This is a genomic window from Sphingomonas folli, assembly GCF_019429525.1.
GTDB classification, from domain to species: Bacteria; Pseudomonadota; Alphaproteobacteria; order Sphingomonadales; family Sphingomonadaceae; genus Sphingomonas; species Sphingomonas folii.
This window is the reverse complement of record NZ_JAHXZL010000007.1, coordinates 180,930-200,183: the sequence shown is the minus strand read 5'-3', so window position 1 is coordinate 200,183 and position 19,254 is coordinate 180,930. Positions and strand designations below refer to the sequence as shown.

Sequence of the window (19,254 nt, the reverse complement as noted above, 5' to 3'; positions counted from 1 at the left end):
CGCGAGAACGCGAGGACGCCGAAGATGTCGCTGCCGCGGCAGCGGCTCCCTTCGCCTCGGCGTCGCGCGGTGATCGAGGGAGCGCCGAGGAAGAGCAGACTGTTCACGCGGTGGCGCCGAGGCGCGAAGCATAGCGGCGCGCGCCGCTTCATCGATGAGGATGGAGGGCCGCTGGCGCGGCGGAGACCTCTTCTCTGCGTCTCCGCGCGATCTTCGCGTCTTCGCGTCTTCGCGTGAACTATACCCCGCCGCCGCACAGCGCGAACGGACGCAGGGGGATCACGCCGACCAGCCCAACCCGCCCCCGCTCACTCCGCCCGCACCCGCAGCATCGCCGCGGCGGCCGCCAGCATCGTCGCGGCGGCGAAGGCCATCGTCCAGATCGGCTCGGTCGGGAAGAAGTGCTTGGTGATCGAGCCCATCACCGTCGCCACCAACAGCTGGGGCAGCACCACGAAGACGTTGAACAGCCCCATATACACCCCGAGCTTGCGCTGCGGCAGCGCCGAGGCGAGGATGGCATAGGGCATCGCCAGGATCGTCGACCAGGCGATGCCGATCGCCACCTCGCTCAGCAGCAGCCAGCGCGCGTCGGGCACGACGAACACGCTCGCGAAGCCGAGCGCACCGCAGCTGAGCCCGATCGCATGCGTCCGCGCCTTGCCCACGCGCCGGGCCAGCCACGGCAGCAGCAGCAGCGCGGAGAGCGCCGCCACGCCGTTGTAGGTGGCGAACAGCACGTCGACCCAGTTGGCGCCCTCCTGATAGGCCGGGCTGGCCGCGTCTGGCGCGCCGTAGAAGGCGCCGGTCACCACGGGCGTGGTGTTGATCCACATGATGAACAGCGCCGACCAGCTGAAGAATTGGACGAGCGCGAGCCGCTTCATCAGCGGCGGCATGCCGGTGAAATCGCCGACGAGATGCCCCAGCATCCCCGCGCCCTGCCCGTGCCGCGCGCGCCGGATCGCCACCAGGCTGGCGAGGCCGTAGCCCGCGAGCAGCGCGCCGAGCAGATACACCTCCTTCTCGAGCCCGAGCAGCGCCACCAGCGCGACCACCGCCGCCCCCGCCGTGACCCAGGCGAGCGGACCGACGTCCCCGCGCGCGGCGAGCGCGGCGTGGCCCTCGGCCTCGTCCTCGGCGCGCGCACCGTCGAACGCGGCCATCTCCTCGGGCGAATATTCGCGCGTGGTCAGCACCGTCCACAGCACGCTGAGCAGCAGCGCGGCGCCGCCCGCCCAGAAGGCGACGCGGACCGAGTCGGGGATGGCGCCGGGGGGCGCGACGTTCGACACGCCCGCCTGCTCGAGCAGCCAGGGGAAGATCGAGCCCACCACCGCGCCCGCGCCGATGAAGGCGGTCTGGACGCCATAGCCCGCGGCGTGCTGGTCGCGATCGAGCATGTCGCCGACGAAGGCGCGGAACGGCTCCATCGAGACGTTGAGCGAGGCGTCGAGCACCCATAGCATCAGCGCGGCGACGAGCAGCCCCGGGCTGAGCGGCATGATCAGCAGCGACAGCGCCGCGAGCAGCGCGCCGGCGACGAAATAGGGGCGTCGCCGCCCGAAGCGGCCGAGCCAGGTGCGGTCGCTGAGATGGCCGATCACCGGCTGGACGAGCAGCCCGGTCAGCGGCGCGGCGACCCACAGCGCGGGCAGGTCGTCGAGCCGCGTGCCGAGCGACTGGAAGATGCGGCTCATGTTCGCGTTCTGGAGCGCGAAGCCGATCTGGATGCCGAGGAAGCCGAAGCTGATGTTGGCCAGGCCGGCGAGCGACTGGCGGCGGCGGCGCGGCTGGGTCATGCGCGCGGCGTCGCGCGCGGGGTGGTGGTAGGGGTGGCGCCGGCGATGGAGGCGGCGGGGGTGTCCAAGTCAGCCTCGGCGAGCTGCGACGACCTCTCCCCTTCTCCCGTCCACCCCGACGAACGCCGAGCTCCAGTCGCGGACCGCACGTGAGATGCGGAAGCGTCCCCCGGCTGGGCCCCGGCCTCCGCCGGGGCACCGATGGGGGAAGTGACGCGTCTTTCACCACCCGCGTGCCCCGGCGAGGGCCGGGGCCCAGGTGCGGGCGGCACGCGAGATGCGCCAACCTCCTCTAACTGCCCCCCGGCCTTCGCCGGGGTACATAGCGCCAACATCGCGCCGTACCCCTCGAACCGCGCGCCACTCACCCCGCTCGCCACCAGCGTCACGCCGTCGGGCAACGCCAGCTCGCGCGGCTCGGGCGTGAGATTGACCGCGCACAGCAGCCGCTCGTCACCGGCGACGCGCTCGAACGCCACCACGCCCGGCGCGAGGTCGACGAACGCGATCGTCCCGACCCGCAGCGCGGCATGCGCGCGGCGCAGCGCCAGCAGCCGCCGCGTCCAGTGCAGCAATGAGCCCGTGTCGGCTTCCTGCGCGTCCACCGCCATCGCGCCGTGGTCCGCGCCGAACGGCAGCCAGGGCGTCCCCGCGGTGAAGCCGTGACCCGGCCGCCCCGCGTGCCACGGCATCGGCGTGCGCGCGCCGTCGCGGCTGAGCGTCAGCGGCCAGTTGGCGATCGCCTCGGGGTCCTGGAGCAGCTCGAAGGGCACCGCCACCTGGGTCAGCCCCAGCTCCTCGCCCTGGTAGAGGAAGATGTTCCCGCGCAGCCCCGCCAGCAGCACCATCTTCGCGCGCGCGAAGGCGTCGCGATGCTCGGGCAGCGCCCAGCGCGACACCGCGCGCGGCGCGTCGTGATTCTCGAACGCCCAGCTCGGCCAGCCCTCGTCCGCAGCGCCGGGCCATTGCGCCAGCGCGGCGCGGACCAGCGCCGGCGTCAACTGATCGGCGTAGAGGAAGTCGAAGCCGTAAGCGGTGTCGAGCCGGCGCGGCGCGGTATAGTCCTTGCGCACCCAGTCGCTCTCCTCGCCGCCGATCTCGGCGACGGTGAAGCGGTCGGCATATTCGTCGGTCAGCGCGCGGATGCGCTCGACGAAGGGCAGCATGTCGGGCTGGTCCTGGCTGTGCTGCTTGATCTGGAAGTCGAACGAGCGCGTCCGCGGCTTGTTCGAGGGCGGCGCGGGCGGGTTGTCGGTCAGCGCCGCGCTGCCCATCGCGTGGTTGATCGCGTCGAGCCGGAAGCCGTCGACGCCGCGCTCCAGCCAGAAGCGCCCGACCGCCAGCAGCGCCTCCTGCACCGCCGCGTTGCGGACGTTCAGCTGGGGCTGCTCGCGCAGGAAGGTGTGGAGATAATATTGCTGGCGCCGCGCGTCCCAGGTCCAGGCCGGGCCGCCGAACACCGACTGCCAGTTGTTGGGCGGCGCGCCGTCCGCCTTGGCGTCGGCCCAGACGTACCAGTCGTGTTTGTCGCCGTCGCGGCGCTGGCGGCTCTGGCGGAACCAGGCGTGCTGGTCCGAGGTGTGCGACCAGACCTGGTCGGTGATCACCTTCAGCCCCAGATCGTGCGCGCGCGCCACCAGCGCGTCGAAGTCGGCGAGCGTGCCGAAGGTCGGGTCGACGTCGCAGTAATCGGCGACGTCATAGCCGAAGTCGCGCATCGGTGAGGTGTAGAAGGGCGAGATCCAGATCGCGTCGACTCCGAGCGAGGCGACATGGTCGAGATGCGCGGTGATGCCGCGCAGGTCGCCCACGCCGTCGCCGTTCGCGTCGGCGAAGCTGCGCGGGTAGATCTGGTAGACGGCGGCGCCCTTCCACCATGGCTCGGTCATTCTGTCTCTCCGATGGCGCACACGGCATAGCCGAGCGGCGGCAAGGTCACACGCAGCGATCCGGGCGCGGCGGCGCGCGCGGCGCATCCTTCGCCCGCGAGCGCCGTGGCGGTCGTACCGCGCGCACCGATCTCGACCAACCGCTCGATCGGCTGGCTCGAGGTGTTGAACGCGAGCAGGATCTCGCGCCCGCTCCCCGGGTCGACGCGCGAGATCGCGAGCAGCCCCGGCGCGTCGCCGCGCGCGCGCAGCAGCGTCCGCCCCCCGCGCAGCGCGGGCTCGGCGCGACGCACCCGCGCGAGCGTCGCGATCTCGCGGAACAAGGGATTGTCGCGGCCGAAATGCGCCGTGGCGGTCGTCGTGCTGGTGCCGAGCAGACGGTTGTCGTTGTAGCTGGCGACGCGGCTGGCGAACATATCCTCGCGCGCGTCCTGGTCGCCGCCGTCGCCGGTGAAGCCCTGCTCGTCGCCCGAGTAGATCGTCGGCACCCCGCGCAGCGTCAGCAGCATCGCGTTGGCGAGCTCGACCCGGCGCAGCACCTCGTCGTCGCTCGCCCGCGGGAAGCCCTGGCGGACGAAATAGGCGAAGCGGCCGTTGTCATGGTTGCTGACGAAGGTGGGGAGCGTGCGCGCCGCCTCGGCGCCCCCCTCGTACAGCGCGTCGCCGCGGATCAGCGTCTCGAAGGCGTCGGTGCCGCGCTTGCCCGCGACCGTGTCGAGCACCGCGCGGCGGAAGGCGAAGTCGAGGACCGCGGGCAGCTCGTCGACGCGCGTGTGCACCGCGAGCGGGCCGGGATCGAGCTGGTCGGCCGCCACCTCGCCGAAGACGTGGAAATGGGGGATGCCGCGCGCCCTCGCCCGCGCCAGGATCGCGGGGACGAACTGCTGCCAGAACTCGGGGTTGACGTGGCGGGCGGTGTCGATGCGGAAGCCGTCCACGCCGAAGCGATCGATCCAGCCGCCGAAGATCTCGATCATGCCGCGGACGACGCGCGGGTTCTCGGTCATCAGATCGTCCAGCCCGACGAAGTCGCCCATGGTCGAGCTCTCGTTGCTGAACGTGCTGTTGCCGCGATTGTGGTAGAGCGTGACCTCGTTGAGCCAGGCCGGCGACTTGGCCTTCTCCTCGCCCTTGGGGATGAACGGCGTGTAGGCGTAGCTGGGATCTGTCAGGCGGGCGAAATTGGCCGCGCTCTGATCCTGGTCGCCGGTGAAACCCGGGTTGATCGCGGCGCCATAGACGCCGCCGCGGCGCTGGTACGGATAGTCGGCGCGGCCGCGATAGGCGCAGTCACCGCAGTCGCGATACTGGATCACGTCGGCAGTGTGGTTGACGATGATGTCCATGTAGACCTTGATGCCGCGCGCGTGCGCGGCGTCGACCAGCGCCCGGAAATCGGCGTCGCTGCCGAGATGCGGGTCGACGTGCTCGAAGTCGGTGATCCAATAGCCGTGATAGCCCGCGCTCTCCTGGCCCTTGGGCCCCTGCACCGGCTTGTTGCGGAAGATCGGCCCGACCCAGAGCGCGGTCGCGCCGAGCGCCTGGACATAGTCGAGCCGCCGCGTCAGCCCCTTGAGATCGCCGCCGTGATAGAAGCCCTTGGCGGTCGGGTCGTAGCCGGTGACGAGCCGGTCGCCGCGGAGCCCGCCGCGGTCGTTGCTCGGATCGGCGTCGTCGAAGCGGTCGGGCAGCGCGAAATAGATCACCTCGTCCTGCGGCGGACGCGCGCGCAGGTCGCTCAGCGGGTCGGCGATGACGGGGGCGGCGGTGAGCAGTGCGGCGAGGGTGGTCGCGAGGGCGAGCGGGCGAGCGCGAACGCTCTTTCTTCTAGCATCATCCTGAGCTCGTCTCAGGATCCACGGTCCCGCGAGCGCCGCGGCGGCTGAGTGCGCGGCCCGCTGGATCCCGAAACGAGTTCGGGATGACGGCAGGGTAGAGCGAGCGGCGGCGTACCCCCCCGGCAGCGGCTCGTGGGGCGGAAAGGCGCCATGCCCGTCACCCGTGTTCCCGCGCACGCGGGAATCCAGTGCCGCGGTGGCGCCGCCCAGTCGCCCTTGGCTCCCGCTCTCGCGGGAGCACACCTCCAGCGCAGCCCACGACACCACCATCCGTTCACCTCCCCGTGCCGCGTCGGGACGCCCCGCGCTGTTCGCCGCCTGATGCGGCGCGGCGCCGCGCTTGGCCAGCGCAGGGCATACGTATTCACAGCGAGCCGCCCGCGCGGTAGAAGATGGTCCCGCTGGAGAGACCAATCCGCCGCCATGGCGCTGTCCGACAAAGTCACCTCGTTCGACATCGCGGCGCTGGCCGGCGTCTCGCAGCCCACCGTGTCGCGTGCGCTGCGCGGCGACAAGACGGTGAGCGCGGCGACGCGGTTGCGGATCGAGGCGATCGCGCGCCAGCTCAACTACAAGGTCGACCGCGCCGCCTCGTCGTTACGGAAAGGCGAGGCGCGCACGCTGGCGCTCCTGTTCTTCGAGGATCCGCTGCCCGACGACTCGCACATCAACCCCTTCTTCCTGTCGATGCTGGGCTCGATCCTGAAGACCTGCGCGCTGCGCGGCTACGACCTGCTCACCTCGTTCCAGCAGCTCTCCGCCGACTGGCACGTCGACTATGCCGACTCGCGCAAGGCCGACGGGCTGATCCTGCTCGGCTACGGCGACTGGCAGCTGTACCGCGCGCGCGTCGAGCAGCTGGTCGGGCAGAAGACCCGCTTCGTGCGCTACGGCTCGGTCGCGGCGAGCGGCGGGCTGGGCACGGTGATCGGCTGCGACAACCGCGCCGGCGGCGCCGCGGTGGGCCGCCACCTGATCGAGCGCGGGCGCCGGCGCGTCGCCTTCCTGGGCGAGGCGAGCGACCATTATCCCGAATTCCGCGACCGATACCGCGGCCTCGGCGACGCGCTGCGCGACGCCGGGCTGGCAGTGGACCCCGGGCTGCACGTCGACGCTCTGTCGTCGGAGCTGGCGGGCTATGAGGCGACGCAGCGTCTGATCGCGCGCGGCATCGGCTTCGACTCGCTGTTCGCGGCCTCGGACCTGATCGCGCTGGGCGCATTGCGCGCGCTCGACGAGGCGGGGCTGGTGGTGCCGCGCGCGGTCGCCGTGGTGGGCTTCGACGACATCCCCGCGGCCAGCCTGACCCGCCCGCCGCTCACCACCGTGGCGCAGGACTATGGTCGCGCGGGCGCGGTGCTGGTCGACACGCTGGTGCGCCAGATCGCGGGCGAGCCGACCGACCATCTCACGCTGCCCGCGACCCTGGTGGTGCGCGCCTCGACCTGAGGCGGCAGGGTCAGGTCCACGCGAGGACGCGAGGACGCGGAGAAGCTTCTTCACGCGGGGGGTGCGGAGGCGCAGAGAGGTGGCATGAGCCGCGACAGCGGCTCTCTCCGCAGAGGCCGTAGCGGATGCCGCTACGGCGCCACAGGCGCCTTCCCCCGCGACCCCGCGCCTCCGCGTGAATAGACTACCTTGCTTCTGCACCCGTCCCACAAGCCACAGCCGCGGCAACATCCTCTTCGCGTCTTCGCGCCTTCGCGTGAACCCTGAAGCTTTATCCTCCCACCAGCGCCGCATGGGGCGGCATCTGTGCCACCTCGCGCCGCACCAGTTGCGCCCAGAGCGCCAGGAACTCGCGCGCCTCCTCCAGCGGCTCGGCGTCGGCGAGCGGGTGATGCGCCGCGGGTAGCACGCCCTGCCCCACCAGCACCTGCACCCAGGCCACCTCGGTGAACAATTCGTCCTGCTCGCGCAGCACCACGCCCTGCTCGCGCCACAGCGCCAGCTTGTCCGCGAGTGTGCCGGGCAGCGGCAGCTCACGGCAGTCGCGCCAGAAGGCGCCCTCGCGGCGGTTGGCGTGGTAGTGGAGCACGAGGAAGTCGCGGATGCGCTCCCACTCGGTCGCGCTCTGGCGGTTGAACGCGTCGCGGGTCGCCGGCCCCGCCGCGGCGCCGGGTAGCAGCGCGACCAGCCGCGCGATCGCCGACTGGACGAGGTGGAGGCTGGTCGACTCGAGCGGCTCCATGAACCCCGCCGCCAGCCCGATCGCGACCACGTTCCCGCGCCACGCCTCGCGCCGCCGGCCGGTGGTGAAGCGGATCGCGCGCGGCGCGGCGTCGGTGCCGCCGTCGAGCCCGGCGCGGAGCAAATGCTCGGCCGCGTCCTCGTCCAGATGCGCGCTGCTGTAGACCAGGCCGTTCCCGGTGCGATGGCGCAGCGGGATGCGCCACTGCCAGCCCGCATCGTGCGCGGTGGCGCGGGTATAGGGGATCGGCGGAGCGACTCGCGCGCAGGGCAGCGCGAGCGCGCGGTCGCACGGCAGGTAGCGCGACCAATCGTCGTACGACACCGCCATCGCGCCGCCGATCAGCAGCGCGGCGAAGCCGGTGCAGTCGACGAACAGGTCACCCTCGACGTGCCGGTCGCCGTCGAGCCGCAGCGCGGTCAGCGTCTCGCCCGCGCGCTCCACGTCGAGGATCCGCCCCTCGATCCGCTCCACCCCGCGCGCCTCGGCGAAGCGGCGCAGCAGCGCGGCGTAGAGCGCGGCGTCGAAGTGGAAGGCATAGGGCATCTCGGCCAGCAGCGCCGCGGTGCGCGCCCGGCCGAGCTGCATCCGCCCCGCGCGCGCGGCGACCTCGTTGAGCGAATGGTCGCCGAGCGGCGCCACCGCCCCGCCCGCGCGCGCGCGTAGCCAGCGCTGGTGGAACGGCACCAGCCCCGAGTCGCGCCCGACGTCGCCGAAAGCGTGGAGGTAGCGCTCCTCCGGCGCGCCCCAGCCGACGAACTCGATGCCGAGCTTGTACGTGCCCTCGGTGGCGTCGAGGAAGGCGCGCTCGTCGAGCCCGAGCGCCTGGTTGAAGGTGCGGATCTGCGGGATCGTCGCCTCGCCGACGCCGACCGTACCGATCGCCTCCGATTCGACCAGCCGCACGTGCCATCCGGCCCCGAGCAGGTGCGCGAAGGCGGCGGCGCACATCCACCCCGCGCTGCCACCACCCGCGATGACGATCGTGCGCACGGGCAGGTCTCCACAGATAAATACATCCGCGGCCATGGTGATCGGTCGAGACGCCACGGACAAGCCGGACGGGCGTGGCCGGGCCGGGCCGGGCCGGGCCGGGCTTGGGGGCTTGGGGCCCCGATCGATTCGAGCGGAGCCGGGCGCCGGTGACCGCCGGGGACCAGAGCCACGCGAGCGCCGCCCGTGACCTGGGCGCCTCATGGCGCAGGAGCGGGCGGTCGCCCCAGCCTAGAAACTGAGCCCGACGCGGATGCCCCCGTAGCGGCGGAAGTCGCGCGGCAGCAAGGCCTCGGTGGCGACCTGGTTGCCGAAGTTGTTCGCCACGTTGATCAGTGAGGTATAATGCTGCTGGTCGAACACATTGTCGAGAAAGACCGCGGTCTCCCAGTGGCGATCCTGATCGCGCAGGCCGAGACTGACGTCGGCGATGTGATAGGCACGCTGGAGCAGCTGCGGGTCGCGCGGCGCGTAGTACATCGATCCCTGGTAGCGCCACGCGGCCTGGACCACGCCGCGTCGGCCATGGCCGAGCGCGGGCGCATATTCGGCTCCGGCGTCGAACCGCCACCTGGGCGCCTGCGCCAGCCGCTCGCCCGCCAGATCCTGGCGGCGCGGGTTACCGACGCAGCCCAGCGCCGCGGTCTGCAGCGGGTAACAGGGCGCGGAGGGGAACGACAGGTAGCGCGCGCGCAGGTAGGTGGCGTTGGCGTTGAGGGTGATGGCCCCGCTCGGTCGCGCCGAGCTCTCCACCTCGATGCCGCGGGTGACGAGCCGGCCCACGTTGGTCAGCCGGTTGATGTACGAGCCGTCAGGGAAGAACTCGACGGTCTGCGCCTGCAGGTCGCGATAGTGCGTGTCGAACAAGGTGGTGTTGAAGGTCAGGTGGCGCTCGAGCCACTGGGTTCGGACGCCGATCTCCTTGTCGCGCGACCGTTCGGGGCGGATCGGGCCGCCATCCGCGCGCTTCTGGTCGAAGCCGGTCGACAGGTCATAGGCCTGCCCCTTGTACCCGGTGGCGTAGCTGGCGAAGACCATCACGTCGGGCGCCGCCTGATAGGTCAGGCCCAGTCGATACGTGGCGGCGTCGTCGCTGTCATGACCGGCGTAGCTGCTCCTCGCCTCGGGGTGGCGCTGCGCGGCGAGCAGGTCGGCGAAGGTGTAGCGGACACGCTCGTTCTGTAGCCGCCCGCCGGCGGTGGCGGTCAGCCCGGGCAGGACCTGCCAGTCGAGCTGGCCGAACCCGGCGACCTGGCGCGACCCGGCGGTGGCGTAGAGGTGCGACAGCGCGAATCCCGGGCCGCGCTGGAACGGCCGCTCGAAGTTCGTGTCCGCATAATAGAGGCCGAGCGCGTAGCGCAATGCCGCGTCGTCGCGGGACAATAACCGGGTCTCCTGGGTGAACAGCCGCGATGCGAAGGCGCCGATCTCGCGCACATCGCCGCGCCGCGGGATCGCGGCGGTATCGTCGAAATCGAGATAGTCGTAGAGCTTGAAGCGATCGTAGTTGGTCAGGCTGAGCAGGCTGACCGCGCCGAGGTCGAGCTCGCTCCGCAGCAGCGCGCCGCTGCCATGATAGTCGGTGCCGGATCGCGCATTATAGGCGACCGTCTGGTTGCCCGGGCCGATCTCGACGCCGGGGAGCACCACCGCGGCGGTCAGCCCGGGCTCGTTCCGCAGCCGCGCCCCCGGCGCCATGCGGACGAACGGTCGCCCCACCGCGGTGCTGCCGTCGATGTAATTGCCGGACAGCGTGAAGGTGAGCTCGGGGCTCGGCCGCCAACGAAGCTTGCCGCGCGTGGTGAGCGTATCGCGCCCGCCCACGCGCCGGCCGTTGACGAGGTTGCGGACGTTGCCATCCCAATGCGTGTAGCCGCCGGTGATGACGTAGCCGAGCGTCTCGGTCAGCGGGCCGGTTACGCTGAGCTGCTCGGCGAACTCGTGATCGGCGGTGACGCGCGCGCTGGCGCGGATGCGCAGATCGTTGGTCGGCTGCGTCGTCATGATCTTGATCAGACCCGCCGAGGCGGCCTTGCCGTAGAGCGTGCTCTGTGGCCCGCGCAGCGCCTCGATCATCGCGACGTCGGGCAGGTCGCTGATGGCGCGCGCCAGAAAGGCGACGGGGGCGCCGTCGACCGTCACCGCCACGCTCGACTCCACCCCGATCGCATAGGCGAAGGTGCCGACGCCCCGCATCGAGACGTTGGTGTTCACCGGATGATCGGCCGGGCGGATGACGAGCGAGGGCATCACTCGCTCCAGCTCCTGGAAATGGTGCACGCCCTGCGCCTCGAGCTGGGCCGGGGTGACGACCTGCACCGCCAGCGGCACGTTCTGGATATTCTCGAAGCGTTTCTGCGCCGTGGTGGTGACGATGATCTCGCCGTCCTTGCCCTCGGTGACGGTGCCGGGCCTGGGCGCCTGCGCCGGCGTAGGCACCTGTGCGAAGGCAGGCGAGGCGACGGCCGCCGCACAGAGGGCGAGGAGGGACGATGCCTGCCCCACGGACCTGTCGAACATATGCCTCCCCCCGGATCGCTTCGATATCTACGATCCTTGTAGAGGGTGGGCGTGCTCACCCGTGGAGAGCGCGTGGATTTTACGGCGCGCGCGGGCGCGAGGCGGCGACAGCGGCGGTCGCGACCACGTCACTCCGACGTGACGCGGTGGGGGACGAGCGCGCGGGCGGTCGCGCGACCGCCGTCCGGACGCGATCGCCGTCGTCGTCGCGCGGGCCGCCGCCCTCTCCCGCGCCCGTCACATCGCCTTGAGCAGCTCGGCATGGCGCGCCACCACGGGCGCGATCCGCGCCGCCGCCGCCTTCAGCGCCGCCGCGCCGCCGCCCGCGGCATAGGCCTGATGCAGCGGAAGCGTCCGCGCGTGCGCGGCGCGCTGCTGCGCGACATAGGTGGAGTCGCGCGCCAATCCGGTCTCGGCGCGCAGCTCGGCGATCCACTCCGTCTGGAGCGGCGTGAGCGCCGCCGCGGGCACGCGCACCCTCGCGCGCGCCGCCGCCGCGCGCAGCGTCGCGCTGCCGCGCGCGTGATCGGCCACCATCATGCGGGCGAACTCGCGTACCCTGGGATCGGCGGTCGACTCGAGCACCATCTGGCTCGCGGCGCGCTCGTACAGGTCGGCCGCGCCCGCCGCCTCCAGGTAGCGCGTCGGCGACATCGCCTGCGCCGCCGCCGCCACCGGCAGCGCCGCCCCCGCCAGCATCGTCGCGGCCGCCAGCGCGCGCATCGTCACCCTTCTCATAGCCCGAACGCCGCCTTGAGCCGCGCCACCGCGTACAGCTCGGCGTCATAGGCGCCGCGCACCAGCCGCCCCATGCCGAAGAACTCGTGCGTCACGCCGCCATAGGTGCGCTGCTGCACGCTCACGCCGGCGCCGCGCAGCGCCTGGGCGAGCGTCTCGCCGTCCGAGCGGAGCGGGTCGATCTGCGCGTTGACGATCGTCACCGGCGGCAGCCCGCGCAGGTCGGCGCGCACCAGGTCGAGCCGCGGATCGGCGGTGTCGCCGGCACCGGCAGCGTAGTAATGCGCGAACCAGCCCAGCATCGCGGTGTCGAGCGGCACGGCGGCGACGGAGTCGCGCCGCGACGGCAGCGCGGGGTCGCTGTTGGCGATCGGGTAGATCGCGAGCACGTGCGCCGGCCGCGCCAGCGCATGGTCGCGCGCGTAGATCGCGGTGTTGAGCGCGAGGTTGCCGCCCGCGCTCTCCCCCGCCAGCGCCACGCGCGCGGGGTCGGCGCCCCAGGCGGGGGCGTTCCGCACTGCCCAGGCATAGGCCGCGGCGGCGTCGTCGTGCTGCGCGGGGAAGCGATATTCCGGGGCGCGGCGATACTCGACCGAGACGACGATCGCGTTGAGCTGCTTGGCGAGCAGCCGGGGCGTCGCGTCATAGGCGGTGAGGTCGGCCAGCACCCAGCCGCCGCCGTGATAATAGACCAGCAGCGGCAGCGGCGCGCCCGTGCCCGCGGCGGCACCGGGCCGATAAACCCGCGCATATTGCATCGGGTCTGCGCCATAGGCGAGATCCTGCGTCGTCACCGTCGCGTCGGGCGCGACGGACATGCCCGACTTGCGGATCGCGGCGTTGTACGCGTCCGCCGCGGTCGGTTCGAGCCGCGCCTCGACCGGCGTCAGCGTCGCGATCGCGCGCGCGCCGAGCAGCGGCAGCTGGTCCAGTATCGACCGCATGTCGTCCGCCACCGGTACCGTCTGGGTCGCTGCCGTCGCGGGCAGCGGGGGCGGCGCGTCGTTGAGCGCGGCGGGAGACTGCGCCGCCGCGCCGCCGCCGATCGCCAGCGCGGCCGCCGCGCCCACGCACCATCCCCATCGCATCCTGGCCCCCTCCACGCTCACCCGCGCCGCAGCGCCTCAACCCCCGTCACGCGCCGACCGTTCCGGCGGCGAAACGCCACTCCGTCAATAGTCGCGCGACACGCGCACGTTGGCACTCTGCCGCCCCAGCGTCGAGATCGACGACAGCAGCGAGAGCCACCTCGTCACCTGGAACTCGACCCGCGTGGCGGAATAGCCCGCACCGTCGGTGATGATCTCGGCATAGAGTCGCCGCGTCACATATTTACCCGCCGCGATGGACGTGCCCTGGCCGGTCTGCGGGTCCGCGGGCAGGATGCGCAGCCGGTCGAGCCCGGCGGCGCGGCGCACCGCGTTGATCGGGTTGAGCCCGCCGCCGCCGTCCTGCAGCGCCGCCACCGCCGCGGCCAGCTGGAGCGCCTCGGGCGCGGAGAGATTGGTGATCGAGGTGCCGAACAGCAGCCGCGAGAGCAGTTCGTCCTGCGGCAGCGCGGGCGTGCTGGCGAAGCTGATCTCGGGCTTGAGCGCGACGCCGGTCACGCGGATCGACGCGTTGAGCCCCGTGGTGTTGGCATTCGCCTCGATATCGAGCGCGGGGTTGGCGGGCACCTCGCCGGCGAAGCGGATGATGCCGCGCGACAGCTCGAACTCGCGCCCCGCGAACTCATAGTCGCCGCGCACCAGGTCGGCGCGCCCGGTCAGCGCGGGGTCGGTCGGCGTGCCGGCGATCTGTACCTGGGCGGTCCACTCGCTCGACAGGCCCAGCCCGGTGACCATCAGCCCGTTGCGCGCGCGCGCGCGGACGTCGAGCCGCCACGGCGCCGCCACCTCGTCGTCGGCATTGTCGCCGCCGGGCACGTTGATCTCGCGCACCGACACCTGGGGCAGCGCGCTGGCGACGGTCGCCTGGCCGAACTTGTAGCGGCTGGTGTCGAGCCGCACGTCGCCGCCGATCACGCCGCCGTCGCCGTCGGAGCGGAAGGTGATCGGGCCGGTGACGGTCGCGCCGATGTCGTCGCGGTCGATCAGCACGGCGTGGTCGGCGTCGACGCGCAGGTCGAGCGCGACGCCGGTCGGGCGCAGGTCGAACCAGCCGCTGCCCGTCACCTTGCCGCCGCGCCCGGCGTCGCCGGTGAAACGGTCGAGCTGGAGCCGCGAGCCGCTGAAGCGCCCGCTCGCCGCGACGTTGGTGATCGAGGTGCCCGTGGTCGCGCTCTGGATCCGCGCCCCGGCGGCGCGCACCACGCCGCGCAGCTGGGGCGCCTGGGTGGTGCCGGTGACGTCGGCGGCGAAGGCGACCGGCCCCGTCAGGTCGAACAATTCGATCCGGGTGAGGCGCCACAGCGTGTCGGCGGGCCCGCTGTAGCGCACCTGCGCGAACAGGCCGGCGCGCGACAGCCGCTCGACCAGGCTGCCGCTGCCGAGCGGCTTCAGCCGCGCCTGCGCGCGGCCGACAATCTTGCCCGCCGACTGCATCACCACGCGCGCGCCGGCGTGGTCGGGCGCGAGCACCGCGGCGAGCCCCATGTCCACCGGCGTCGACGACGTCACCAGGCCGGACCGGGTCAGCCCGCGCACGGTCAGGTCGGCGCGCCCGGTCGGCGCCGCGCCCGCGCGCGCGTCGAGCCGGAGCGAGCCGCTCGCGCTGCCGCCCAGCCCGAGCCCGCTATAGCCGATGTCGAGCACCGCCAGCGGCAGGTCGGCGAGCGTCGCGCGGAAGCTGGTCTCCTCGTCGCCGAGGCGGCCAGAGACCTCGGCCGAACCGCCCGCGAAGCTCAGCTTGGTCGGCGCCAGCGTCCAGGCGTCGCCGTCGCGGCGCAGGACCGCGGGCGTGTCGAGCCGGATCGGGCGCTGGCCGATGCTGCCGCTCGCGCGCACGGTATAGCCCTCGGGCGTGACCGCGGTGACGGTCTGGACGCGGAACCCGACGCCGCGCGAGCCGGCGACCGCGGCGCGGATCTCGCCGGTCTCGCCCGCCAGCGTCACGCCGCCGTCGAAGCGCGACACCGACAGCGCACCGTGGCGCAGCCCGGCGCCGCGCGCGGTCGCGTCCAATTTGGTGCCGGCGGGATCAAGCAAGGCGGTGAACTGCAATTGCGCCACGCGGACCGCGGCGAAGGCGCCGATTCGCGCATTGCGCGCCTGGAGCTGCGCCGCGATCCGCTGCACCTCGCCGACCGGCGCGAAGTCGAGCGCGCCGCTCCAGCCGCCGCCGTTCACCGCCAGGCGCCCGCGGAAGCCGCCGTCGACGATGTCGAGCGCGCCGGTCGCGCGCGTGCCGCTCACGTCGAGCCGGTCGACCAGGATGCGCGACTGACCGTCGCCCGGCGGCAGCACGATCTGTCCCGCCCCCGCGAACGGTCCGAGGCGTGATTCGCCCGCCGCGGTGAAGGCGAAGCCCTGTGCGCTGGGATCGAGGTGCGCGCGCACCGCGGCGAGCCCCAGCGTGGCGTTGGGGCGCGCGAAGACGAGGTCGAGCGTCGGCCGCTCGATCCTGCCGTCCAGCCGCAGCGTCACCGGGCCGTAAGTGCCCTGCGTGCCCGCGCCCTCGAAGAAGAAGGTGCCGTCGCGGCGGCGGTAGCCGTTCCCCGCGAGCCGCAGCGTCGGCGCGGTGAGCACCAGCCGCGTGAAGTGGAGGATGCCGTCCGGGGTGCGCTCCAGCTCGCTCTCGATCCGCGGCAGCCCACCGGTGAGCGAGCCGAAGAAGGCGTTGTCGAGCCGCAGCACGCGCGCCGTGCCGCGCCCGACCACGCGCGTGCCATGGCCGCTCGGCCCGGGCACCGCCTGGAGCCGCGAGTCGACCTGCACCAAGCCGATGCCCGGGATGAGATAGCGCCCCAACCCGCCGCTCAGCGCGACGTCGTAGCGCCCGGTGCGCAGGTCGAGCTGGAGCCCGATCTCGCCGGCGAGCTGGTCCGAGCGCAGCCGGAGCCGGTCGCCGGTGACCTGGGTAGCGGTCACCTTGAGCGTGCCGTCGACGCTGAGGTTGCGCAGGATGCCGCCGGCGACGTCGCCCACGCCGGTCACCCGCGCCGCGGTGAAGCGCGCGGGCACCAGCACCGGCGTCTTAGACCAGCGCCCGCGCCCGGCCGCGCGTGCCTGCTCAAAGCCGGTATCGTCGAAGGCGAAGCGCTCGGCGGCGAGGCGATAGTCGAAGGAGAAGCTGCGGAAGTTGCCGTCGAGGATGGCGCGCAGCCGCATGTCGCGCGCGGTCATGTTGCGGAACAGCGCCGGCGGGCGCAGCAGCCGCGCGGTGACGCGGACGTTGCGGAGCGCGCTGGCGGCGAGGTCGACCATGCCCTCGACGCGCGCGGCGATCGCGGGCGAGCGCAGCGACAGCGCGCCGTCGAGCCGCCGGTTCGCGAAGGTGGCGCTGCCGTCGACCGCGACGCGGGGCGCCGTGAGCGACTGGAGCTTGCCGCGGGTGATCGCGCTCGGCGCGACGGTGCCGATCAGCCGGTAGCGGCCCGCTCGGTTGGCGAGCGCGAGGTCGATCACGCGCGCCGCACCGACCTGCGCCACCGCGCGCCCGTCCCAGCGGCGCCAGTCGCCGTCGCCCGCGACGTCGAGCGCGAGCGCGCGGTTCAGCCCGGTCAGCCGCGCCAGCACCCCGCGCGCCGTGCCGCGCGCGCGCGCTTCCAGGTCGAAGCGGCCGGCGTCGGGGCGCGAGTCGAGCCGCAGGTCGAGCGAGTCGCTGCCCTGCACCAGCGCGGCGAGGTCGACCAGTGCGTGGCCGTCGCGGATGTCGGCGCGCCCGCGCAGCCGGCCGTACCGCACCGCGCCTGTCACCCCGGGCGCGACGATCAGCCGGTCGACCGCGAGGCGCGCGATCGCGATGTCGAACTTGGGGAGCAGCGGCCCGCTGCGCCCGGTGTCGCGCGGCTCGGGCAATTTGGCGAGGGTGGCGACCGGGATGTCGAGCGACGCGATGTCCAGCCGGTTGTGCCACCACGCCAGCGGCGACCAGTCGAGCCGCGCGCGCGGCACCGACAGCACCAGTCCGTTCGGATCGTAGAGGCGGAAGTCGACCAGCTCGGCGCGGCCATAGAGAGAACCGTCGATCCGCCCGAGACGGAAGCGCAGCCCGTTGTCGGGGCGCAGCGCGTTGACCCGGTCGGCGACGAAACGGTGCCCGACGCCGGTGTCGAGCACGAACACGACCAGCAGCGCCAGCGCGACCAGCGTCGCGAGCGCCACCCCGGCGTAGCGCAGCACGCGGGTCAAAAGGCCTGCCCCAGCGAGACATAGACCGCGAGCCGGCTGTCACCCTTCTGCGGGTTGATCGGCGTGCCGAGATCGACGCGGATCGGGCCGAAGTTCGAGTAATAGCGCACGCCGATGCCCGCGCCGTAGCGGAAGCCGGTGAGATCGGGCAGCCCGCCGGTGTAGATGTTGCCGCCGTCGAAGAAGGGCACCACGCCGAAATTGCCGAACGCCCTGATCCGCGCCTCGACCGCGAACTCGGCCAGGCTGCGCCCACCGATGGGGTCGTTATTGGGGTCGCGCGGGCCGATCGACTGGAAGCCGTAGCCGCGCACCGAGGCGCCGCCCCCGGCGTAGAAGCGCCGCGACGGCGCGATCTGGTCGCGCGGCGCGCCCAGGATCGTGCCGGCACGGACGCGGCCCGCCAGCACGGTGCCTTTGGTGACGGGCTTGTACGCGCTCGCGTCGAGCTGGACGCGCGTGTAGCCGAACACGCTGTTCTGCAGCGACAATTCGGGGCTGACGCGCCCGGCGAGGCGGAAGCCGCGGGTCGGGTTGAGCAGATCGTCCGAGCCGTCATAGCCGAGGCTGGTCGGCAGCGCGCCGATCAGGAAGGTGCGGCGGCGCGGCTCGCCGGTGGAGAGGATCACGTCGCGCTCGTCCGAGGCGACCAGCTCCGCGCCGAGCGACCAGGTCCAGGTCTTCTGGAAGAAGATGTTGGTCTGCCGCTCCAGCGCGGCGGACAGCGACAGCGTATTCGCCTCATAGGCGTCGCGCAGCAGGTGCGCGGCGGCGAACTGCGCGGTGAGCACGCGGTCGCGCGCGTGGAAGTTGTTGCGGCGGAAAGTGACCTGGCCGAGCTGCTCGCGCGTGCCGGCGACACCGCGCAGAGTCACCGCGCCCTCGGGCGGGAACAAGTTGCGGTGGGTCCAGCTGACTTCCGAGCGCGCGCCCTCGCCAGTGCCGTAGCCGAGCTCGACCGCGACGGTGCGCGGCGGCGCCGGCTCGAGCCGCACCGCGACGTCCACGACCGATGGGTCGCCCGCCGCGACCGCGCGCACCTCGGCGGTGGAGACCAGCCCGGTCTGCACCAGCGCGCGGCGCAGATCGTCGAGCTGCGACGCCTCATAGGGGTCCCCGGTCTTGAAGCGTGCGATATCCGCGACATGGTCCGCGTCGAACACGCGATTGTCCGCGTTGGCGGTGATCCGGCCGAAGCGCCGCGCGGTGCCGGGCGCGACCTCGACCGACAGCGTCGCGCTCTGCGCCGCGCGGTCGACCACCACCTGCGGATCGCCGATCTGCGCGAAGGCGAAGCCCTCCTCGCCCGCGCGCGTGCGCAGATTCGCCTCGGCCGCGGCGATCGCGTCGCTGTTGACCGGATCCTCGGGGCGGACCGCGAAGGCGTCGCGCAGTCTCTGCGCCTTGGCGCCCGCCGCCTCGACACCGGCGAGCGTCACCCCGGCGAAGCGATAGAGCGTCCCCGGGGTCGCGGCCAATACCACCACCGGGCGTCGCTCGGCGCGCTCGAACCGCGTCGCGACCGTCGCGTCATAATAGCCCTCGCCCTTGAGCAGGGTGAGCAGCAGCTCGGCGTCCTGCCGCGCGCGGCGGTCGAGCTGCGCCGGATTGGCCTCCTTGCCGTCGTTCCCCGCGAGTACCGACAGTTCCTGGAAGCGCTGGCGCAGCAACGGCGTGCCCGCGGCGTCCAGCCCGTCGATGCGCCAGGCGTAGCGCGTGGTGGCGCCGATCTGCGCGCGCTCGGTCACCGGCGCGGCCGGGGCGGCGCTGAGATCGGGCCAGTCGACGCCGATGTCGGGCAAGGCGGCGAGCGGCGCGCTGGGGTCGACGTCGTCGAGCGCGGGGGTGCCCGCCGCCGGCGCGGCGGTCGCGGCATCCGCTCCCGTCGGCGCCTGCTGCGCGCGCGCGGGCATCGCTCCTGTCATCACGCCGACCACGGCGCAGAGCAGCGCGCCGCGCCGCCCCACGTCCGGCCTCATCCGCTCGGTCTAG

At 72.8% G+C, this 19,254-nt stretch carries 10 protein-coding genes; 1 reads left to right on the top strand and 9 read right to left on the bottom strand.

What is annotated here, in order from left to right:
• Window positions 1–308: 308 nt before the first annotated feature.
• The 3 genes from KZ813_RS12485 to KZ813_RS12475 are packed head-to-tail and all read right to left on the bottom strand — an operon-like array spanning window position 309 to window position 5,466.
• Complete coding sequence (locus KZ813_RS12485; protein ID WP_219755305.1) at window positions 309–1,802, bottom strand: MFS transporter; 1,494 nt, start codon at window positions 1,800–1,802, stop codon at window positions 309–311.
• Window positions 1,799–3,691 (bottom strand): alpha-glucosidase family protein, encoded by a 1,893-nt coding sequence (locus KZ813_RS12480; protein WP_219755304.1) that lies wholly within the window; start codon window positions 3,689–3,691, stop codon window positions 1,799–1,801. Before KZ813_RS12480 ends, KZ813_RS12485 begins: the two co-directional genes overlap by 4 nt.
• Complete coding sequence (locus KZ813_RS12475; RefSeq protein ID WP_258046732.1) at window positions 3,688–5,466, bottom strand: alpha-amylase family glycosyl hydrolase; 1,779 nt, start codon at window positions 5,464–5,466, stop codon at window positions 3,688–3,690. The genes KZ813_RS12480 and KZ813_RS12475 overlap by 4 nt, the downstream gene beginning before the upstream one ends.
• Before the next feature lie 486 nt (window positions 5,467–5,952).
• Here KZ813_RS12475 and KZ813_RS12470 point away from each other — a divergent pair, with 486 nt between their 5' ends.
• Complete coding sequence (locus KZ813_RS12470; protein ID WP_219755302.1) at window positions 5,953–6,978, top strand: LacI family DNA-binding transcriptional regulator; 1,026 nt, start codon at window positions 5,953–5,955, stop codon at window positions 6,976–6,978.
• Between the two features lie 271 nt (window positions 6,979–7,249).
• Here KZ813_RS12470 and KZ813_RS12465 read toward each other — a convergent pair whose 3' ends face one another.
• From KZ813_RS12465 to KZ813_RS12440, 6 genes are all read right to left on the bottom strand, one after another.
• Entirely contained in the window at window positions 7,250–8,749 is a 1,500-nt protein-coding gene (locus tag KZ813_RS12465) for a tryptophan halogenase family protein (protein ID WP_219755301.1), read from the bottom strand.
• A gap of 195 nt (window positions 8,750–8,944) precedes the next feature.
• Window positions 8,945–11,152, bottom strand: a complete 2,208-nt coding sequence (locus KZ813_RS12460) for a TonB-dependent receptor (protein ID WP_308461877.1) — start codon at window positions 11,150–11,152, stop codon at window positions 8,945–8,947.
• 318 nt (window positions 11,153–11,470) lie between these two features.
• Window positions 11,471–11,956: a DUF4142 domain-containing protein gene (locus KZ813_RS12455; protein ID WP_258046710.1), complete on the bottom strand. Its 486-nt coding sequence runs from the start codon at window positions 11,954–11,956 to the stop codon at window positions 11,471–11,473.
• 11 nt (window positions 11,957–11,967) lie between these two features.
• Window positions 11,968–13,041: an alpha/beta hydrolase gene (locus KZ813_RS12450; protein WP_308461876.1), complete on the bottom strand. Its 1,074-nt coding sequence runs from the start codon at window positions 13,039–13,041 to the stop codon at window positions 11,968–11,970.
• A gap of 102 nt (window positions 13,042–13,143) precedes the next feature.
• On the bottom strand, window positions 13,144–17,253 hold the full coding sequence (locus tag KZ813_RS12445; RefSeq protein ID WP_308461885.1) for a translocation/assembly module TamB domain-containing protein: 4,110 nt from the start codon (window positions 17,251–17,253) through the stop codon (window positions 13,144–13,146).
• Between the two features lie 5 nt (window positions 17,254–17,258).
• Window positions 17,259–19,241, bottom strand: coding sequence for an autotransporter assembly complex protein TamA (locus tag KZ813_RS12440; protein WP_219755298.1), 1,983 nt, complete (start codon window positions 19,239–19,241; stop codon window positions 17,259–17,261).
• Window positions 19,242–19,254: the final 13 nt, after the last annotated feature.

Excerpts from the sequence above, each read along its gene's own strand:
- KZ813_RS12470 (WP_219755302.1), top strand. The coding sequence starts at position 5,953 with ATGGCGCTGTCCGACAAAGTCACCTCGTTCGACATCGCGGCGCTGGCC.
- KZ813_RS12465 (WP_219755301.1), bottom strand. The coding sequence starts at position 8,749 with ATGGCCGCGGATGTATTTATCTGTGGAGACCTGCCCGTGCGCACGATC.
- KZ813_RS12480 (WP_219755304.1), bottom strand. The coding sequence starts at position 3,691 with ATGACCGAGCCATGGTGGAAGGGCGCCGCCGTCTACCAGATCTACCCG.
- KZ813_RS12485 (WP_219755305.1), bottom strand. The coding sequence starts at position 1,802 with ATGACCCAGCCGCGCCGCCGCCGCCAGTCGCTCGCCGGCCTGGCCAAC.
- KZ813_RS12455 (WP_258046710.1), bottom strand. The coding sequence starts at position 11,956 with ATGCGCGCGCTGGCGGCCGCGACGATGCTGGCGGGGGCGGCGCTGCCG.
- KZ813_RS12440 (WP_219755298.1), bottom strand. The coding sequence starts at position 19,241 with ATGAGGCCGGACGTGGGGCGGCGCGGCGCGCTGCTCTGCGCCGTGGTC.